11 protein-coding genes are annotated in these 15850 nt (G+C 72.6%); 7 read left to right on the top strand and 4 right to left on the bottom strand.

Features of this window, described 5'->3' with window-relative positions; translation table 11 throughout:
- Position 1 precedes the first annotated feature (1 nt).
- The 6 genes from ACFYZ3_RS10475 (at position 2) to ACFYZ3_RS10450 (ending at position 6097) form a co-directional block, all read left to right on the top strand.
- Complete coding sequence (locus tag ACFYZ3_RS10475; RefSeq protein ID WP_388515227.1) at positions 2 to 2824, top strand: NHLP bacteriocin export ABC transporter permease/ATPase subunit; 2823 nt, start codon at positions 2 to 4, stop codon at positions 2822 to 2824.
- Positions 2825 to 2854: 30 nt separating this feature from the next.
- Positions 2855 to 3865 carry a Ppx/GppA family phosphatase gene (locus ACFYZ3_RS10470; RefSeq protein ID WP_388515225.1) on the top strand — a complete coding sequence of 337 codons (1011 nt, stop codon included), beginning with the start codon at positions 2855 to 2857 and terminating at the stop codon, positions 3863 to 3865.
- Positions 3866 to 3926: 61 nt separating this feature from the next.
- Entirely contained in the window at positions 3927 to 4106 is a 180-nt protein-coding gene (locus tag ACFYZ3_RS10465; RefSeq protein WP_388515223.1) for a hypothetical protein, read from the top strand.
- Positions 4107 to 4161: 55 nt separating this feature from the next.
- Entirely contained in the window at positions 4162 to 5193 is a 1032-nt protein-coding gene (locus ACFYZ3_RS10460; protein WP_388515977.1) for an iron-containing redox enzyme family protein, read from the top strand.
- A 30-nt stretch (positions 5194 to 5223) separates the two neighbouring features.
- Entirely contained in the window at positions 5224 to 5868 is a 645-nt protein-coding gene (locus tag ACFYZ3_RS10455; protein ID WP_388515221.1) for a HemK2/MTQ2 family protein methyltransferase, read from the top strand.
- The gene (locus ACFYZ3_RS10450; RefSeq protein ID WP_388515219.1) at positions 5849 to 6097 is read left to right on the top strand and encodes a CDGSH iron-sulfur domain-containing protein; all 249 of its coding nucleotides are present in this window, start codon (positions 5849 to 5851) and stop codon (positions 6095 to 6097) included. The genes ACFYZ3_RS10455 and ACFYZ3_RS10450 overlap by 20 nt, the downstream gene beginning before the upstream one ends.
- Before the next feature lie 145 nt (positions 6098 to 6242).
- Here ACFYZ3_RS10450 and ACFYZ3_RS10445 read toward each other — a convergent pair whose 3' ends face one another.
- A complete protein-coding gene (locus ACFYZ3_RS10445) occupies positions 6243 to 6677 on the bottom strand; it encodes a protease inhibitor (protein WP_388515217.1) in 435 nt (144 codons plus the stop codon).
- 359 nt (positions 6678 to 7036) lie between these two features.
- Here ACFYZ3_RS10445 and ACFYZ3_RS10440 point away from each other — a divergent pair, with 359 nt between their 5' ends.
- Positions 7037 to 8206: a lactate 2-monooxygenase gene (locus tag ACFYZ3_RS10440; protein ID WP_388515215.1), complete on the top strand. Its 1170-nt coding sequence runs from the start codon at positions 7037 to 7039 to the stop codon at positions 8204 to 8206.
- Positions 8207 to 8275: 69 nt separating this feature from the next.
- Here the strand turns inward: ACFYZ3_RS10440 and ACFYZ3_RS10435 are convergent, their stop codons facing one another.
- The 3 genes from ACFYZ3_RS10435 to ACFYZ3_RS10425 all read right to left on the bottom strand — a co-directional run bounded on the left by ACFYZ3_RS10435 (position 8276) and on the right by ACFYZ3_RS10425 (position 15726).
- Complete coding sequence (locus ACFYZ3_RS10435) at positions 8276 to 9883, bottom strand: RICIN domain-containing protein (protein ID WP_388515213.1); 1608 nt, start codon at positions 9881 to 9883, stop codon at positions 8276 to 8278.
- 359 nt (positions 9884 to 10242) lie between these two features.
- On the bottom strand, positions 10243 to 12486 hold the full coding sequence (locus ACFYZ3_RS10430) for a cellulase (protein ID WP_388515211.1): 2244 nt from the start codon (positions 12484 to 12486) through the stop codon (positions 10243 to 10245).
- Between the two features lie 153 nt (positions 12487 to 12639).
- Positions 12640 to 15726: a glycoside hydrolase family 2 TIM barrel-domain containing protein gene (locus ACFYZ3_RS10425; RefSeq protein ID WP_388515209.1), complete on the bottom strand. Its 3087-nt coding sequence runs from the start codon at positions 15724 to 15726 to the stop codon at positions 12640 to 12642.
- Between the last annotated feature and the right edge of the window lie 124 nt (positions 15727 to 15850).

Genomic DNA, 15850 nt, shown 5'->3' with positions numbered 1-15850 from the left:
GATGACAACCGTGCACGAGGGGCAGGGTGACCTGGTCCTGGGAGCGCTCGGCTCGCTGGGCACGCGCGTCGACTGCGCCGGGTTCAACCGCCTCGACCTGGAGGGGCCGCAGGTGCTGTGGCTCGTGGTGTCCGGCGCGGTGGACCTGTTCGCGGTGGACGCCGGGGAGCAGGGCCACTGGCACCACCTGGGGCGCCTGGCGGCTGGCTCGGTGCTGCTGGGACCGGTCAACGGGCCGCAGCACACGCTGGTGGCGCGTCCGCTGCGGGACTGCGTGGTGCACCGCATCGCGCTGCGCGAGCTGTACCAGCCGGCGCAGACGCAGACCTGGTCGTACGACGCGTACGGCAACCCCCAGTACGTCCCGCCGACGACGAGTCCGCTGGAGTACGCCCTCGCCCTCGGCGTGGGCCGCGGCCTGACCGTCCTGTTCCAGGCGCCGATGGCCACGGAGCGGGCCGCCGCACCCACCGACGACGACGTGTTCTGGATGCAGGTCCCGCCGGGCAGCGTGCAGTACGGGGCGGTGTACGGCGAGGAGGCGGCCGCCGACCTGCTGATGGACCCGGCGCTGTGGCAGAGCATGGTCGACCAGCAGTACCGGCTGCTGACCACCCTGGACCGGTGGATCGAGCAGCTGGAGCGCACCCACGAGACCCGGACGGCGGCCGGTATCAAGGCCGGTGAGGCGGTGCGCGCGCAGGCCGACCGGACGCTGCTGGCCTCCATCGGCAAGCGGTCGGCGCAGCGCACCACGGCCGCCGACGCCGACGCCACGTACGCGGCCTGCAAGCTGGTCGCCCGCGCCGCCGGAATCCCGCTCGCCGAACCGGCTTCGGGCGGCACCGAGAGCGACCGGCTCGACCCGGTGGAGCGGATCGCGCTCGCCTCGCGGGTGCGGACCAGGTCGGTGCGGCTGGAGGACCGCTGGTGGCGGGACGACGTGGGGCCGCTGGTCGGGCACCGCACCCTGTCGGGGGCGCCGGTGGCACTGCTGTGGCGCCGCGGGGGCTATGTGGCCGTGCATCCGGCGACCGGTCGTGAGACGCCGGTGGAGCGGGCGAACGCCGGGGAGTTCGAGCCGCGCGCGGTGATGTTCTACCGGCCGCTGCCGGAGCGGCGGCTCAGTCCGCTGCGACTGCTGCGGTTCTGTCTGGCGGGCACGCGCCGGGACCTGACGTCCCTGCTGCTCGCGGGTCTGGTGACGGTGGCGCTCGGCGCGCTGGTGCCGATCGCGACGGGCCGGGTGCTCGGCGAGTTCGTGCCGAAGGCGCAGACCGGTCTGATCGTGCAGGTGTGTCTCGCGGTGATGCTGAGCAGTGTCGTCGCGGCGGCCTTCATGCTGTTGCAGAACCTGACCATCCTGCGCCTGGAGGGCCGGATCGAGGCGACGCTCCAGCCCGCCGTGTGGGACCGCCTGCTGCGGCTGCCGACGAGGTTCTTCACCGAACGCTCCACCGGCGAACTGGCGAGCGCGGCCATGGGGATCAGCGCGATCCGCAGACTGCTCGCGGGCGTCGGTCCGACGGTGGCCCAGTCGGTGACCGTCGGGGCGATGAACCTGGGTCTGCTGCTCTGGTACAGCGTGCCGATGGCGTTCGCGGCGATCGGCATGCTGGTGGTCGTCGCCGGGGTGTTCCTCGGGCTCGGGCTGTGGCAGGTGCGCTGGCAGCGGCGGCTGGTCAAACTCACCAACAAGCTGAACAACCAGGCGTTCCAGACGCTGCGCGGGCTGCCGAAGCTGCGGGTGGCGGCGGCCGAGAACTACGCCTACGCGGCGTGGGCGGAGCGCTTCGCGCACAGCCGGGAGCTCCAGCAGCGGGCGGGCCGGATCAAGAACCTGAACGCGGTGCTCGGCGCGGTGTACCTGCCGTTGTGCACCCTGTTGATGTTCATGCTGCTGGCCGGCCCGGCGCGGGGCTCGATGTCGGCAGCGGAGTTCCTCACCTTCAACGCCTCGGTGACGATGCTGCTGACCTCGGTCACCCAGCTGACCGGTGCCTTCGTGTCGGGAGTGGCGGCGCTGCCGCTGTTCGAGGAGATCCGGCCGGTCCTGGACGCCACGCCCGAGGTACGGACGGCGAGCACCCGGCCGGGGCCGCTGTCGGGGGCGATCGAGGCGCGCCGGCTGTCGTTCCGGTACACCGACGACGGGCCGCTGGTCCTGGACGACGTGTCCTTCGAGGTGCGGCCGGGCGAGTTCGTGGCGGTCGTCGGCCCCAGCGGCTGCGGCAAGTCGACCCTGCTGCGGCTACTGATCGGCTTCGACCGGCCGCTGTCGGGCAGCGTCCTGTACGACGGCCAGGACCTGGCCGCGCTGGACCAGTCGGCGGTGCGCAGACAGTGCGGGGTGGTGCTCCAGCACGCCCAGCCCTTCACCGGCTCGATCCTGGACGTCATCTGCGGCACCGAGCCGTACACGCCCGAGGAGGCGATGGCGGCGGCCGGGATGGCGGGGCTCGCGGAGGACATCGAACGCATGCCGATGGGGCTGCACACCATCGTGTCGGGCAGCGGGGCGGTCTCCGGGGGCCAGCGGCAGCGGCTGATGATCGCGCAGGCGCTGATCCGCCGGCCGCGCATCCTCTTCTTCGACGAGGCCACCAGCGCCCTGGACAACGAGACGCAGCGCACCGTGATCGAGTCCACCAAGGCGCTCAACGCCACCCGGATCGTGATCGCGCACCGCCTGTCCACGGTCCTGGACGCCGACCGCGTGATCGTGATGGAGGACGGCAAGGTCGCCCAGCAGGGCCCGCCCGCCCGGCTGCTGGCGGACACCGGCGGCCGGCTGCACGAGCTGGTGCGGCGGCAGCTGGCCTGATCGGCGCTCAAATGGGTACCTGTTGCCCTCATGCGTACGAGCGTGGTGGATGTGGGGTCGAACACGGTCCGGCTCATGGTGGCGGACGCCGAGGGCGGCGTCCCGCTGCCGGTGCACACCGCGAAGTGGCGGCTGCGTCTGTCGGAGCAGGTCAGGCCGGGCGGCCCGGTCCCGGAGGAGGCCGTGGAGCGGCTCGTCGGGGCGGTCGCCGAAGCGAGCAGGACCGCGGACCGGTGGGGGGCGTCGGGACCGCTGGCCTTCGCGACCGCGGTGGTGCGCGCCGCGCCGAACCGGCGTGAGGTGCTGCGCACCGTCCACGCCCGCACCGGCGTGCCGCTGTGCACCCTGCCGGGGGAGGTGGAGGCGGAGCTGACGTTCCTCGCGGCCCGGCGCTGGATGGGCTGGCGGTCCGGTCCGCTCGCCCTGCTCGACATAGGCGGCGGCTCGCTGGAGGTGGCGTTCGGGCGTGGCCGGCTGCCCGGCTTCGTGGCCTCGCTGCCGCTGGGGGCCGCCCGGCTGACCCACGAGTTCCTGGCGGGCGGCCGGGACCCGGCCTCGCCGGAGCAGGTCAAGGCGCTGCGGCGCAAGGTCCGCCACCAGCTGCGGGACGCGGCGGCGCGGATCCGCTGGGAGGGGCCGCGGACCGCCGTGGCCACCTCGCGGACGTTCCAGCAGCTGGGGCGGCTGTGCGGCGCCCCGCCGGGCCGGCACGGGCCCTTCACGGAGCGGCGGATGCGTTGCTCGGACCTGGGGGACGCGGTGGAGCGGCTGGCCGCCCTGTCCGCCGCGGAGCGGGCCCGGCTGCCCGGCATCTCGGCGCCGCGCGCGGCCCAGAGCCTGGCGGGCGCCGTAGTGGGTCACACCGCGATGAAGCTGACCGGTCTGGAGTCGGTGGCGCTCTGCCCCTGGGCCATCCGCGAGGGCGTCCTGCTGCGCCACATCGAGGACGGTCCTGCCTGGTGGGCCGAGGTCGTGCGCCGCAGCGAGGAGGCCGCTCCCCCGGCGCCGGTGCCCCTGCGCCTGGCGTCCACGTCGAACTGAACGACCGGAAGCGGGAGCGGTACGACGACAAGCGAGGACGACAAGCGAGAAGGAGGACCCCGTGTCCCAGAACGGCGAGCACGACCACAAGCAGCCCGAGACCGCGGTCGAGGAGGTCCTGCGCGAGATCGAGGAGGCCAGGCCCCGCGAGGCGGAGTCCGACGAGGGCGAGCACCGGGGCGAGGCGGGGGACGCCACCTCCCCGAACACCGGCGCCCAGGAGGATGTCGAGGGCGAGTGAGGTGCCGCTGAGCGCGGCCGGGGGTGCCAAGGCGGTGTCCGGGTACTCGCGTCGCATGGAGTACGACCGCGAAGGACCACAGCTGCCGACGGCCCGGGGACCGGTCTCCGAGGCCGTCGGCGCACATCTGCTGGGCACGGGCCCGCTGCCCTCCCCCGAGGCCGTCGCCGCCGCGCCCGTGTACGGCGACGACCTCCAGCTCGCCCTGTACGAGTGCTACGAGCTGCACTACCGGGGCTTCGCGGGTGTCTCCCCCGACCTGGAGTGGGACCCCGCCCTGCTCGGCGTCCGGGCCGCGCTGGAGCGGCGCTTCGGGTCCGCCCTGCGGGCCGACACCCCGGTCCACGACAGCGTCGCGGACGCGGTCGGGGCGCTGCTCGTCGAACCCGTCCACGGCGAGGGGGTCAGCCACTTCCTGCGGGACGAGGGCGAATTGTGGCAGCTGCGGGAGTACGCGGCCCAGCGCTCGCTGTACCACCTCAAGGAGGCCGATCCGCACGCCTGGGTGCTGCCGCGCCTGTGGGGCCGTTCGAAGGCGGCGATGGCCGCGGTGGAGTTCGACGAGTACGGGGGCGGCCGCGCCGACCGGGTGCACGCCCGCCTGTTCGCCGACCTGATGGCGGACCTGGACCTGGACACGACGTACGGGGCCCATCTGGACGCGGCTTCGGCCGAGTGCCTGGCCACGGTGAACATGATGTCCCTGTTCGGCCTGCACCGGTCGCTGCGCGGGGCGCTGGTGGGGCACTTCGCGGCGGTGGAGATCACCTCGTCACCCGGTTCCCGGCGGCTCGCCGAGGCGATGCGCCGCACGGGCGCCGGTCCGGCGGCCGAGCACTTCTACGACGAGCACGTCGAGGCCGACGCGGTGCACGAGCAGATCGTGCGGCACGAGGTGATCAACGGCCTGCTGGAGCAGGAGCCGCATCTCGCGGCGGACGTCGCCTTCGGCATCGACGCCACCGGCTGCCTCGAAGAGCGCCTCGGCGCCCGGCTGCTCGCCGACTGGCGCGCGGGGCGGTCGTCCCTGCGTACGCCGCTGCCCGCCACTCGCCGTACTCACGGGGAAATTTCTCATATTTCATGACGACCGGGGTACGTGGGATCCGTGAATTTCATGGTGCTACCGGGCGTCTACGCCCCTCAGGAGGACACCGCCCTGCTGGCCGGGGCGCTGTCCGACGAGTCACTCCCGCCGGGCGCGGCCGTGCTCGACGTGGGAACCGGCACGGGTGCCCTCGCCCTGGCGGCGGCGCTGCGGGGCGGCCGGGTGACCGCGGTGGACGTGTCGTGGCGCGCGGTGTGCGCCGCGCGGCTCAACGCGGCCCGGGCCGGGCTGCGGATCCGCGTCCGGCACGGCAACCTCTTCACACCCGTGCGCGGTGAGTCGTTCGACCTGGTGCTGGCCAATCCGCCGTATGTGCCGGCGCCCGCCTCCGGACGCCGGCCGCGTGGTGCCGCGCGGGCCTGGGACGCGGGTCACGACGGTCGCACGGTCCTGGACCGGATCTGCCGGGAGGTGCCCGGGCTGCTGCGTCCCGGCGGGGTGCTGCTGCTCGTGCAGTCGGCGCTCAGTGACCCGGGGCGGACTGTCGGGCTGCTGCGCGAGGCCGGCCTGAAGGCGGCGGTGATCCGGCGGCGGCGGATCGCGTTCGGTCCCGTGGTGCGCGGCCGGGAGCGCTGGCTGCGCCAGCGCGGGCTGCTGTCCCTGGCGGACTACGAGGAGGAGTTGGTGGTCGTCCGTGCCGAACTCCCCGTCTGACACCCCGCGCCCGCCTAACGCCCCGCGCCGGATCAAGGTCCAGCGCCGGGGGCCGCTGCTGGTGGAAGGGCCGGTGGAGGTGGAGCTGGAGGACGGGACGACGGTGTCCTCCGACCGCTTCCGGGTGGCACTGTGCACGTGCCGGCGCAGTCGGCGCTATCCGTGGTGCGACACCAGCCACCGCGCCCGGCCCTCCCAGGCCGCGGACGGCCCGGCCGTGAACGAGTGACCACGCCCGTGAACCGGGAGAACGGCGGACGGCCCCACTCCGTCCGCCGTCCCCGGTGCGGGCCCGCGGGACCCGTACGGCGGCGCTCGCACTCCCCAGTAGCGAGCAGCCGATCACGCCGCACGGTCCCATCGGTCCCGGTCCCTCAGAACGTGAAGACGCTCGCGCTGCCCGCGTTCTTCACGCACTCGTTGGCGAAGGTGCGTTCGTAGGAGAGGCGCCGGCCCTGCCACACGCCGTCGACGGTGACGACCACGGGGGCGTACTCCCGGGTGCACATCACCGAGTCCTCGGCGGCCAGGGCGCCCGGGTCGCCGTGCGCGGCGCGCAGTTCGGCGCAGGCCGCGTCGGCCGCCGGGTGGGTGCCGGAGGCGGTCGGGGCGCAGGTCAGGGTGACCGCGCGCAGGGGTGCGGCGGTGGCAGCGCTCTCTCCGTGCCCCACGGTCAGCACCAGGGCCGAGGGGGCGTAGAGCGACGCGGGGGCGTTGGCCGGGGAGGCGAGGGAGGCCCCGGCGAGGGGCCCGCAGACGGCGGTGGCCGTCAGGCCCAGAGTCGCTGCCCAGCGCGCGGTGTTCCGCATTGTGTGCATCCTTCCGCTCGTTTCGAGGGTGGTGCCGGCCCGGCCCGGTCGGTGCCGGAGCGGCGAGCGCGAGTCTGCCGAGTCCGGCACCGAAACACATCTCGACCCCATGGGTTTCGGTAACATTGCGTATTGAATCAGTGGCGCGAAGTCACAGAATTAGAACGTTCCAAGTCCGGAACTGGGCCTTTCTTGATCGATTATTGAGAACAGAACTGGCCGAATGGCGTGATCCGCACCTTTGCCAATAGGCCTGAAACACCCCCGGAACAGGGTCCGTCGACCCTGACCGCCACCCCCGGCATACCCGCGGGTATGGTGCCGGCAGCGCGAGCTCGACGACGAGAGGCGGACCTGGGATGCCGAAGCACTGGGCGGATTTCCAGTACGAGATCTATCTGAACGGCATGACGGGCGCGGTCCCGCGCCTGCCCACCGACCTGACCCGGCTCGAGGAGCTCACCGAGCGGCGCCTGGGGCCCGGCCCCTTCGGATACGTCGCGGGCAGCGCGGGCGACGGCAGCACCGCCCGCGCCAACCGGGCCGCGCTGGCCAGGCGCCGGATCGTTCCGCGCATGCTGCGGGACGTGCACGAACGCGACCTGCGCGTCGAGGTGCTGGGCCGCGCCCTGTCCGCCCCGCTGGCGCTCGCGCCGGTCGGCGTGCTGTCGATCATGCATCCCGACGCGGAGCCCGCCGCCGCCCGGGCCGCCGCGGCCCAGGGCGTGCCGTACATCCTCTCCTCCGCCTCCAGCACGCCCATGGAGGAGGTCGCCGAGGCGATGGGCGACGCCGAGCGCTGGTTCCAGCTGTACTGGCCGCGGGACCGCGAAGTGGCGCGCAGCTTCCTGGACCGGGCCCGGGCGGCCGGGTACACGGCGCTGTTCGTCACGCTGGACACGCCGCTGCTGTCCTGGCGCCCGCGCGACCTCGACCAGGCGTACCTGCCGTTCCTGCACGGAGTCGGCACCGCCAACTACTTCTCGGACCCGGCCTTCCGGGCCGGGCTGGCCAAGCCGGTGCACGAGGACCCGAACGCGGCGGTGATGCATTTCGTCGGCATGTTCTCCGATCCGGCCAAGTCCTGGCCCGACCTGGCGTTCCTGCGGGAGAACTGGGACGGTCCGATCGTCCTCAAGGGCGTCCTGCATCCGGACGACGCCCGGCTCGCCGCCGACGCCGGGATGGACGGCGTGGTCGTCTCCAACCACGGGGGCCGCCAGGTGGCCGGTTCGGTCGCGGCGGCCGATGCCCTGCCGCGCGTGGTGGAGGCGGTCGGCGACCGGCTGACCGTGCTGTTCGACAGCGGTGTCCGCACCGGCGACGACGTCTTCAAGGCACTCGCGCTCGGGGCCCGTGCGGTGCTCCTGGGCCGTCCCTACGTCTACGGTCTCGGCCTGGACGGCCAGGCCGGTGTCGAACACGTGATCCGCTGCCTGCTCGCCGAACTGGATCTCACCCTGGCCCTGTCCGGGCACGCCTCACCGGCCACCCCGGGGCCCGCGGACCTGGTGGAGGACCCGGTGTGAGGGACGGCGGCACCGCCCCTCCACTCCGCTGACGATGCCATCGGCGCACACCGGGGCGCACCGTCCTCCTCAGCCGCCGGACAGGTCCACGGACCGCGCCCCCGGGGCGTCGGTACGGGCGATAGACAGGGAGCCCTCCGCCGTCGGCACCGGGTCGGTGCGCCAGCGCTGGTCGTCGGAGCCGTCGTGCACCTTGACGACGATGTCGGCGTCCGGGGCGCGGGTGGTCGTGGCAAGCGCGAGCAGTTTCTGTCCGCGCGGCACCAGCTCGCCCCGGCCGGTCAGCTCGTAGCGCACGTCCTCGCCGCGCTCGGTTCCCTCGTCGGCGCAGGTACCGAGAATGACGACTCCGGCGTCCGCCCGCGAGTCCAGGCACAGCCCCGGGTCGGCGACGCTGCGCAGCAGTCCGTCGTCCTCGTAGGTCCACTGCTGGGTCCCGGCCTCGGAGCACTCCGCCAGCCGGGCACCCGCTCCGGCCTTCGGCTCGCCCTGGACGTCGAGGCACAGGTTCGCGGCGACGTTGCGCAGCCGCGTGCGGTCCGCCGACGTGGGCATCCCGGCCGCGTCGGGCGGTTTCGGACGGCTCGTCGCGGACGTCTCGCCGTCGCCGTCGACCGCGCTGGTGGAGGCGGCCGGATCGGCGCCGCCACCGTCGTAGGACCACACGCTCACCACGAGCACGATGGCCAGCACCCCGGCGGAGGCGGCGCCGAACTGCCGGAGCACCGACCGGCCGGAGCGCGGGCGGCCCGGCACCCGGAGCACGGGCACGGGGATCCGGGCCAGCAGCCCGGTGCGTGAGCCGCGATGCCGGGCGGCGCCCTTGGCCAGCACGCCCAGCGTCGCGCGCGCCGGGCGGGAGTCGAGATAGCGCCGGGCGCCCCAGCCCAGCACGGCCTCGGCGATCAGCGTGCCCAACTCCCGCTCGAAGTGACCGAGTTGATCGGCCGCGTGCCGGCAGTGACGGCAGTCCGCCAGATGCTTGCGGACGTCCGGCAGCAGGGCACCGCCCCGGCGAATCGGGACGTCGAGCAGTCGGCTGTGGAAGCGGCACTCCTGGCTCGGCGCGAGCTGCCGGTGGGCCTGCAGACATCCCTCGCGGAATTTCTCACGCGCCTGTTCGAGAGTGGCCGACGCGGTGTCGGTGTCCATGCCCAGCAGACCGGCCGGGACGCTTATGGACTCTCCTTCGACCTCCGTGTGCCACAGCAAACAACGGGCAGGTCCGGGAAGAGAAGCGAATGCCCGGGCCGCCAGCGTGCGGTTTTCCGGAGTCAGGGACTTCGCCGCCCGCATACCCCGTCCCCCTGCGGGTTTGAGCAACTGCGGCAGAGCACCGGATATCGCGTCGTCGCCGGACCACTGGCGGACCGTGTCGCGCACGGCCACCAGCAGCCGGGGGCGCAGCGCGGTGGCCGGCTCGCCCTCGGCGAGACGGGCCAGCACCCGGTGCCAGGCCGCGGCGGTGACCATGCCGGTGACCTGGGCCGAGGTGGCCAGGCAGATGGTCGCGTAGTCGTGGGCCGGCTGCCAGTGCCGGGCCATCAGCAGCGCGGCGATCCGGGCGGCCTCGTTCTCCGGGCCGTCCCGGAGCCGCGCGGCCAGCAACTCGTCGGACTCCCCGGGATCCCCGCCGGAGGGCGGGTGGGCGGGCCGAGGGGGGTGGGGGGTGGGCACTGAGATGTTTCCTTCCCACGCGCAGGTGACTCAGAAGTTCCGATCGCCGAAAAAGACCCACGGATTGGTGTGTACCTCTTGGGCGGAGCGCGGGAGGCGTGAATTCGCCATGGCGAAATCGGACCCGGCCCGTCAAAGCGCGTGCGAGACCCGGCCTTTACCCCCCGCACGGGTGCTTCACTCTCGCACAAACCACTCATGGTCAACAAGGCGACCGGGCAACATCGGCCGCCTTTGAAAGAAGGTCAGAATCCCAGGCATGCCATGATCCCCAGCATGCCGAGAGGGCCGCACCGGCTTTCCGCATTCTTCCGCGGAAGCGGCGCGGCCCTCGGGCGCGATGCGCAGGGGTCAGCCGGTCATCCCTGGTCCGCCACGAAGGAGGCCATCCGGGCCAGCGCGGCGTTCCAGTTGATCGTGTGCTCGTTGGTCGACCAGGACTGGATGTCGTCGATGAAGCAGAACTGGCCGATGCAGCCCTGGAGTTTGCTCTGCGCGTAGGGGTCCTGGATGCTCGAGTTCGGACCGCCGGACAGGGTGCCGTCGGGCGGCGCGGGCAGGGCGGGGTCGAGCTGGTGGGCGTACCAGCGGCTGTGCTGGTTGTGCGCGTTGACCTCGCCGTATCCGGTGACGTACGACATGTTCAGGGCGTTGCGGCCCAGGATGTAGTCCATGCTCTGGACGGCGCCGTCGCGGTACTTGGCACCGCCGGTGATGTCGTAGGCGGTGGCGATGACGACCGCGTTGTTCAGGATCTGGTGGCTGGAGCCCCAGTCGTACACGTTGCCGGCGGGCGCGTAGGGCATGCCGTACGGATGGGCCTTCAGCGTGGCCAGGTAGCCGTCGGCGCCCCGGACTACGGAGCGGCGGACGTGGTCGCGGCCGGGGAGCCGGCTGGGGACGGTCGCCAGGTCGAGGCGGGCGGCCGCCGCGGTGCTCGCCCAGTCGAAGCTGATCGGCCCGAAGATGTCGGCGGTGTGCACCGGGGACTTCAGCACGTGGTCCTTGAAGTCCCGCTCCCCCGTCGTCAGGTACAGCTCGGCCGCGGCCCAGTAGAAGTCGTCGGCGACCTTGGCATCGGGGTAGGCGCCGCCGCCGATGCCGTCGCTCTCGTCGGCGAGCAGGTCCGGGTGGGCGAGCGCGGCCTTCCAGGCGGTGCGGGCCGCGTCGAGCGCCTTCGCGGCGAACTCCCGGTCGTAGGGGCGGTACAGGCGGGCGGCCTGCGCGGCCGTCGCCGCCAGGTTGAGGGTCGCCGCGGTGGTCGGCGGGTGCAGCTCGCGCTTCTGCGGGTCGTCGCTGGGCAGCAGCGGCAGCCCGGTCCACTGCTCGTCATGGACCTTGTGGTGCGCCATCCCGGCCAGTGGCTCTCCCTGCGGCACCTGCATCTTCAGCAGGAAGTCCAGCTCCCAGCGTGCCTCGTCGAGGATGTCCGGCACCCGGTTGCCGCTCTCGGGGATGTCGAGTGAACCGTCGCCGAGCTTGCGGGGCTCCCCGGTGCGGGCGTGCAGCGAGCGCTCGTAGGTGCTGAGCAGCTCCCAGGTGGAGATGCCGCCGTTGACGACGTACTTGCCGTGGTCGCCGGCGTCGTACCAGCCGCCGGAGACGTCGAGGGTGTAGTCGCACACGCCGGGTTGGCAGGGCACCTCGGTGTCGCCCTGGTTGGGCGCCGTGCCCACGTGTCCGGCGGGACGTCCGTAGCCGGGGCGGAGTTCGTCGCTGATCGCGGTGCCGCTGCGCTGCGTGTAGTAGTACTTCGCCGAGTCCAGGCGCAGCCGCTCGTATGCGGCCGTGCCGATGTCGAAGGGGCGGCTGGTCTCGCCGTCGGCGACCAGGGTGTAGCCCTCGCCGCGCTTCTTGTAGCGGCCGAAGTCGATCGAGTGGACGTTCTGCCCGGAGGAGGCGTCGACGCCGCGCGGCTTGCTCCAGCCGTGCGAGACGACCCGCCCGGCGTCGTCCTTCAGCTGCCAGGGCAGGCGGGTGGTCGCGTCGGTGACCAGCGTGGCGTTCTTCGGCCCCGACGGCAGGTAGGCGACCTGGTTCACCCGCACCCGCGGCCCGGTGTCCGGCACGTACGGCTCGGGCGCCACACCGCCCAGCAGGGACACGTCGTCCACGCAGAACCGCCAGGCGTCGGGCGTGCCGCCGAGCTGGAAGCCGACCTGGCCCTGAGCGGTGTCGACGGGCGAGGTGAAGGTGTACGAGTAGGTGTTGCCCGAGACGCTCAGCTGCGGGCTGACCTCGAAGTAGGTGTCGTACGGGGACACCGACAGGCCGACGATCGCCCGGACCACATGGTCGGCGGGCGTACCGGTGGCGGTGAAGGAGAACTTGTACGACTCCCCCGCGACCAGGGTGACGTCGTTCTGGCCGAGGGCGGCGTCCCAGCGGTTGGTGGTGCCGCCGGGGGCGTCGGCGCACAGCCGGCCGTCGGTCACGGCGGCGGTGACGTTGCTGCTCGTCCACCAGGAGTCCGTGCCGTTGTCGAAGGTGCCGTTCCTGACCTGCTCGGTCTCCTCGGCGCCGGCCGGGGCTGCGGGCAGCGCGGTGACGGCCGCCGCCAGCAGGGCCGTCAGGGAGACGAGCGCGGTTCTGCGTCTTTTCACGTCCGGGCTCCTCGGGGGAGGTGGCGCTCGCCATGAATGGGAGCGCTCCCAAATGCGGTCGCAGGACATGCTTGTGGCAGACATGACACGCCGTCAACGGTCCGGACGGGACCGGTTTTCCGACCGGTTCCCGCCCGGACCGTGGTACGCGGCTCAGGCGGCGGGTGCCTCCAGGCGGCTGACGCGGACCGCTCCCCGCGCCTCACCGGGGTGACGGCTGGTCAGCGTGAGACGGATCCGGGTCCCGCGCAGCGGACGGAAGCCGATGACCGTGGGCGTGTCGGAGGCGGTGGCCCAGTCGGTCCGCACCTCCTCGGCCGCACGCCAGGCACGGCCGTCCCAGACGTCCACTCCGACGGCCGCGGGCAGGCTGTGCCCGTCGTCCACGGTGAACGAGACCTCGACCCGGTCGTAGGTGCGCGTGCGCCCGTGGTCGACCGAGATCCAGTCCTCGGCGCGGGCTCCGTCGAAGGCGGGCAGCAGGGCGGTGGCCGCCTTGTGGAAGCCGTTGGACCAGCCGGTGGCCGGGTCGCCGTCGAGCACGGCGGCGGGGAGGGTGTCGGTCCGGCCCGAGTAGCTCGCGTCCGCGTACGGGTGCTCCACGGGCGCCGGATGCCCGGGGCGGAACTCCGCGGCCGGTGTGGTCGACCGGTCCTCGGCCCGCCGGGCGCGCACCGCCGCGGTGGCCGTGCGCAGACCGTCCGCACGCGCCGTCACCCGGAGCGTGCCCGGCCGGGTGCCGGCCCGGACGATGGCCAGTGCCTTGCCGTGAAAGGCGGTGCGGGTGCTCGCCTGGTAGCGCTCCGCGCTCTCCTGGCGGCCGTTGTCCAGTCCGGCGAGCGAGCCGCCCGCGACGTCGAAGGAGATCAGGTGCTCGGCGCCCGGCACCACCACGCCGTGCCGGTCGACCACCTCGGCGGTCACGAAGACCAGGGAGCGGCCGTCCGCGTCGACGGACTCGCGGTCCGGGGTGAGGCGCAGGGCGTGCGGCGCCTCGGCGGTGCGCAGGACGTCGGTGGCCACCGTCCTGCCGCCGCGCCGGGCGACGGCCTTCAGCTCGCCCGCCTCGAAGGGCACCTGCCAGGTCAGGTGGAGCTTGCCCGCGCTGCCGTTCGGGCTGGTGTAGCTGCCGGGGTAGGGGCCGCCGGTGAAGGTCTTGTCGTCGCCGGTGGCCTCGGTGGTCTCCAGGTAGGTCCGGCCGTCGACGGTCTTCTTGGTGTCGAAACGGCGGGTGCCGAGGGACTTGCCGTTCAGGTACAGCTCGACGGTGTCGACGTTGGTGTAGGCCCAGACCTCGACGGTGTCGCCCACGCGGTGGTTCCACGTCGTCGGCAGCAGGTGGACCATCGGCTCGTCCGTCCACTGGCTGCGGAACAGGTGGTACATGTCCTTCGGGAACCCTGCCGTGTCGACCGCGCCGAAGAAGGACGCCTTCACCGGGAAGACGTCGTAGGGGGTGGGCTCCCCGATGTAGTCGATGCCGGACCACAGGAACTGCCCGGCGAACCACTTGCGGTCCCGGTCCTTCTTGTGGCCGTACTCGCCGCTCATCGTCCAGGAGGCGAGGTTGTTGTCGTAGGACGAGGTGGCCCGCCTGCCCGGCGTGTGGTTCTCGCCGGTGTTCAGGTGCTCGGGCTCCTGGTAGGTGCCGCGGGTGGAGGTCTCGGAGGACGACTCGGACTCGAAGAGGAACAGGTGCGGATAGGCCGCGTGCAGGTCGTCCACCGACTTGGCGGTGTTGTAGTTGAGGCCGAGCCCGTCGAGCTTGGCGAGCATCAGGTCGGCGGCGGAGCCCTTGGCGGGCATCCGGCGGTATTTGTCCGAGCCGATGATCAGCGGACGGGTGTCGTCGGCGGCGCGGATCGCCTCGATGATCCGGTCGGCCATGGCGAGTCCGGCGGTGGCGGTGGAGTCGGGGACCTCGTTGCCGATGGACCACATGACGACGGCGGGCGAGTTGCGGGCCGCGAGCACCATCTCGGTGGCGTCCCGCTCGCACCACTCGTCGAAGAACCGGCCGTAGTCGTAGCGGTTCTTGCCGGTGCGCCAGCAGTCGAAGGCCTCCACCAGCATGATGATGCCCATCTCCTCGCAGACCTCGATCATCTCGGGCGAGGGCGGGTTGTGCGAGGTGCGGAAGGCGTTGACGCCCATCGACTTCATGAGGGTCATCTGGCGGCGGATCGCGTCGATGCTGACGGCGGCGCCGAGCGCGCCGAGGTCGTGGTGCAGATCGACGCCCTTGATCTTGGCGTACCTGCCGTTGAGGTGGAAGCCCTCCTCCGGATCGACGTGGAAGGTGCGGATGCCGAACGGGGTGCGGTACGTGTCGACGGTCCGGCCGCCCACGCGCAGTTCGGTGTGCAGGGTGTAGCGGTGCGGGCTCGCGAAGTCCCACAGCCGCGGGCGTGCGACGGTGAGTTCGTGGGTCGCGGACGCCGCGTCGGTGACGTCCACCGTGGAGGCGGTGCGGGCCACGGTGCGGCCGTCCGCGTCCTTCACCGCCGACCGGATCTCGACCTCGCGCGCGGTGCCCGCGGCGTTCACCACCGACGTCCGGACCCGGACGAGGGCGCTGTCCTCGCCCACCCGCGGCGTGGTGACGTACGTGCCCCAGCGGCGTACGTGCACCGGCTCGGTGACGACCAGCCGGGCCTCGCGGTAGATGCCGCTGCCGGAGTACCAGCGGCTGCTCGGCAGTTGGTTGCGCACCCGCACCGCGAGGACGTTCTCGGTGCGGCCGTCGGTGTGCAGCAGATCGGTGAGGTCGAGGGCGAAGCCGGTGTAGCCGTAGGGGTGGTGGCCGACCTCCCGGCCGTTGCAGTGGACGCGGGAGTCCATGTACACGCCGTCGAACTCGACCGAGATCCGCTTACCGGCGAGGGCGGGCGGCAGCGTGAAGGCGAGGCGGTACCAGCCGAGACCGCCCGGCAGGAAGCCGGTGCCGCTGGTGGTGCCGTGCTCGGTGGTGGGCGCCTGCTCGATGCTCCAGTCGTGCGGGACGGCGACCTCGCGCCACCGCGAGTCGTCGTGGGCGGGATCGGCGGCGTCCGTGACGTCCTCGGCCGCGCCGTCGGGGTCGATCAGCCAAAAGCGCCAGCCGTCCCGCAGGGAGACGGTGCTGCGGCCCGCCGAGCCGCCGGTCGCGTCCGCGGCCCACGCCGACGGGGCGGCGAGCGCCATCCCCGCCGCGGGCGTGGCGGCGGAGGCGATCAGAACCGATCTGCGCGTGACCGTCATGACGGATCTCCCTCATCAGAACTCATCGAGGCTCATCAGCACTCAGAAGTACTCACAAGCGATCGCGAACAAACAGATTCTGACGTCGAGCCATACGCACCCGTCAAGGCCGCGGAAAGCACTT

The sequence above is a fragment of the Streptomyces sp. NPDC001599 genome (genome assembly GCF_042893535.1).
In the GTDB taxonomy this organism is placed as follows: Bacteria; Actinomycetota; Actinomycetes; order Streptomycetales; family Streptomycetaceae; genus Streptomyces.
This window is presented reverse-complemented; position numbering and strand designations above follow the sequence as displayed.

Coding starts and splice junctions, on each gene's coding strand:
- ACFYZ3_RS10475 (WP_388515227.1), top strand. CDS start 2: ATGACAACCGTGCACGAGGGGCAGGGTGACCTGGTCCTGGGAGCGCTC.
- ACFYZ3_RS10470 (WP_388515225.1), top strand. CDS start 2,855: ATGCGTACGAGCGTGGTGGATGTGGGGTCGAACACGGTCCGGCTCATG.
- ACFYZ3_RS10460 (WP_388515977.1), top strand. CDS start 4,162: ATGGAGTACGACCGCGAAGGACCACAGCTGCCGACGGCCCGGGGACCG.
- ACFYZ3_RS10455 (WP_388515221.1), top strand. CDS start 5,224: ATGGTGCTACCGGGCGTCTACGCCCCTCAGGAGGACACCGCCCTGCTG.
- ACFYZ3_RS10445 (WP_388515217.1), bottom strand. CDS start 6,677: ATGCGGAACACCGCGCGCTGGGCAGCGACTCTGGGCCTGACGGCCACC.
- ACFYZ3_RS10440 (WP_388515215.1), top strand. CDS start 7,037: ATGCCGAAGCACTGGGCGGATTTCCAGTACGAGATCTATCTGAACGGC.
- ACFYZ3_RS10425 (WP_388515209.1), bottom strand. CDS start 15,726: ATGACGGTCACGCGCAGATCGGTTCTGATCGCCTCCGCCGCCACGCCC.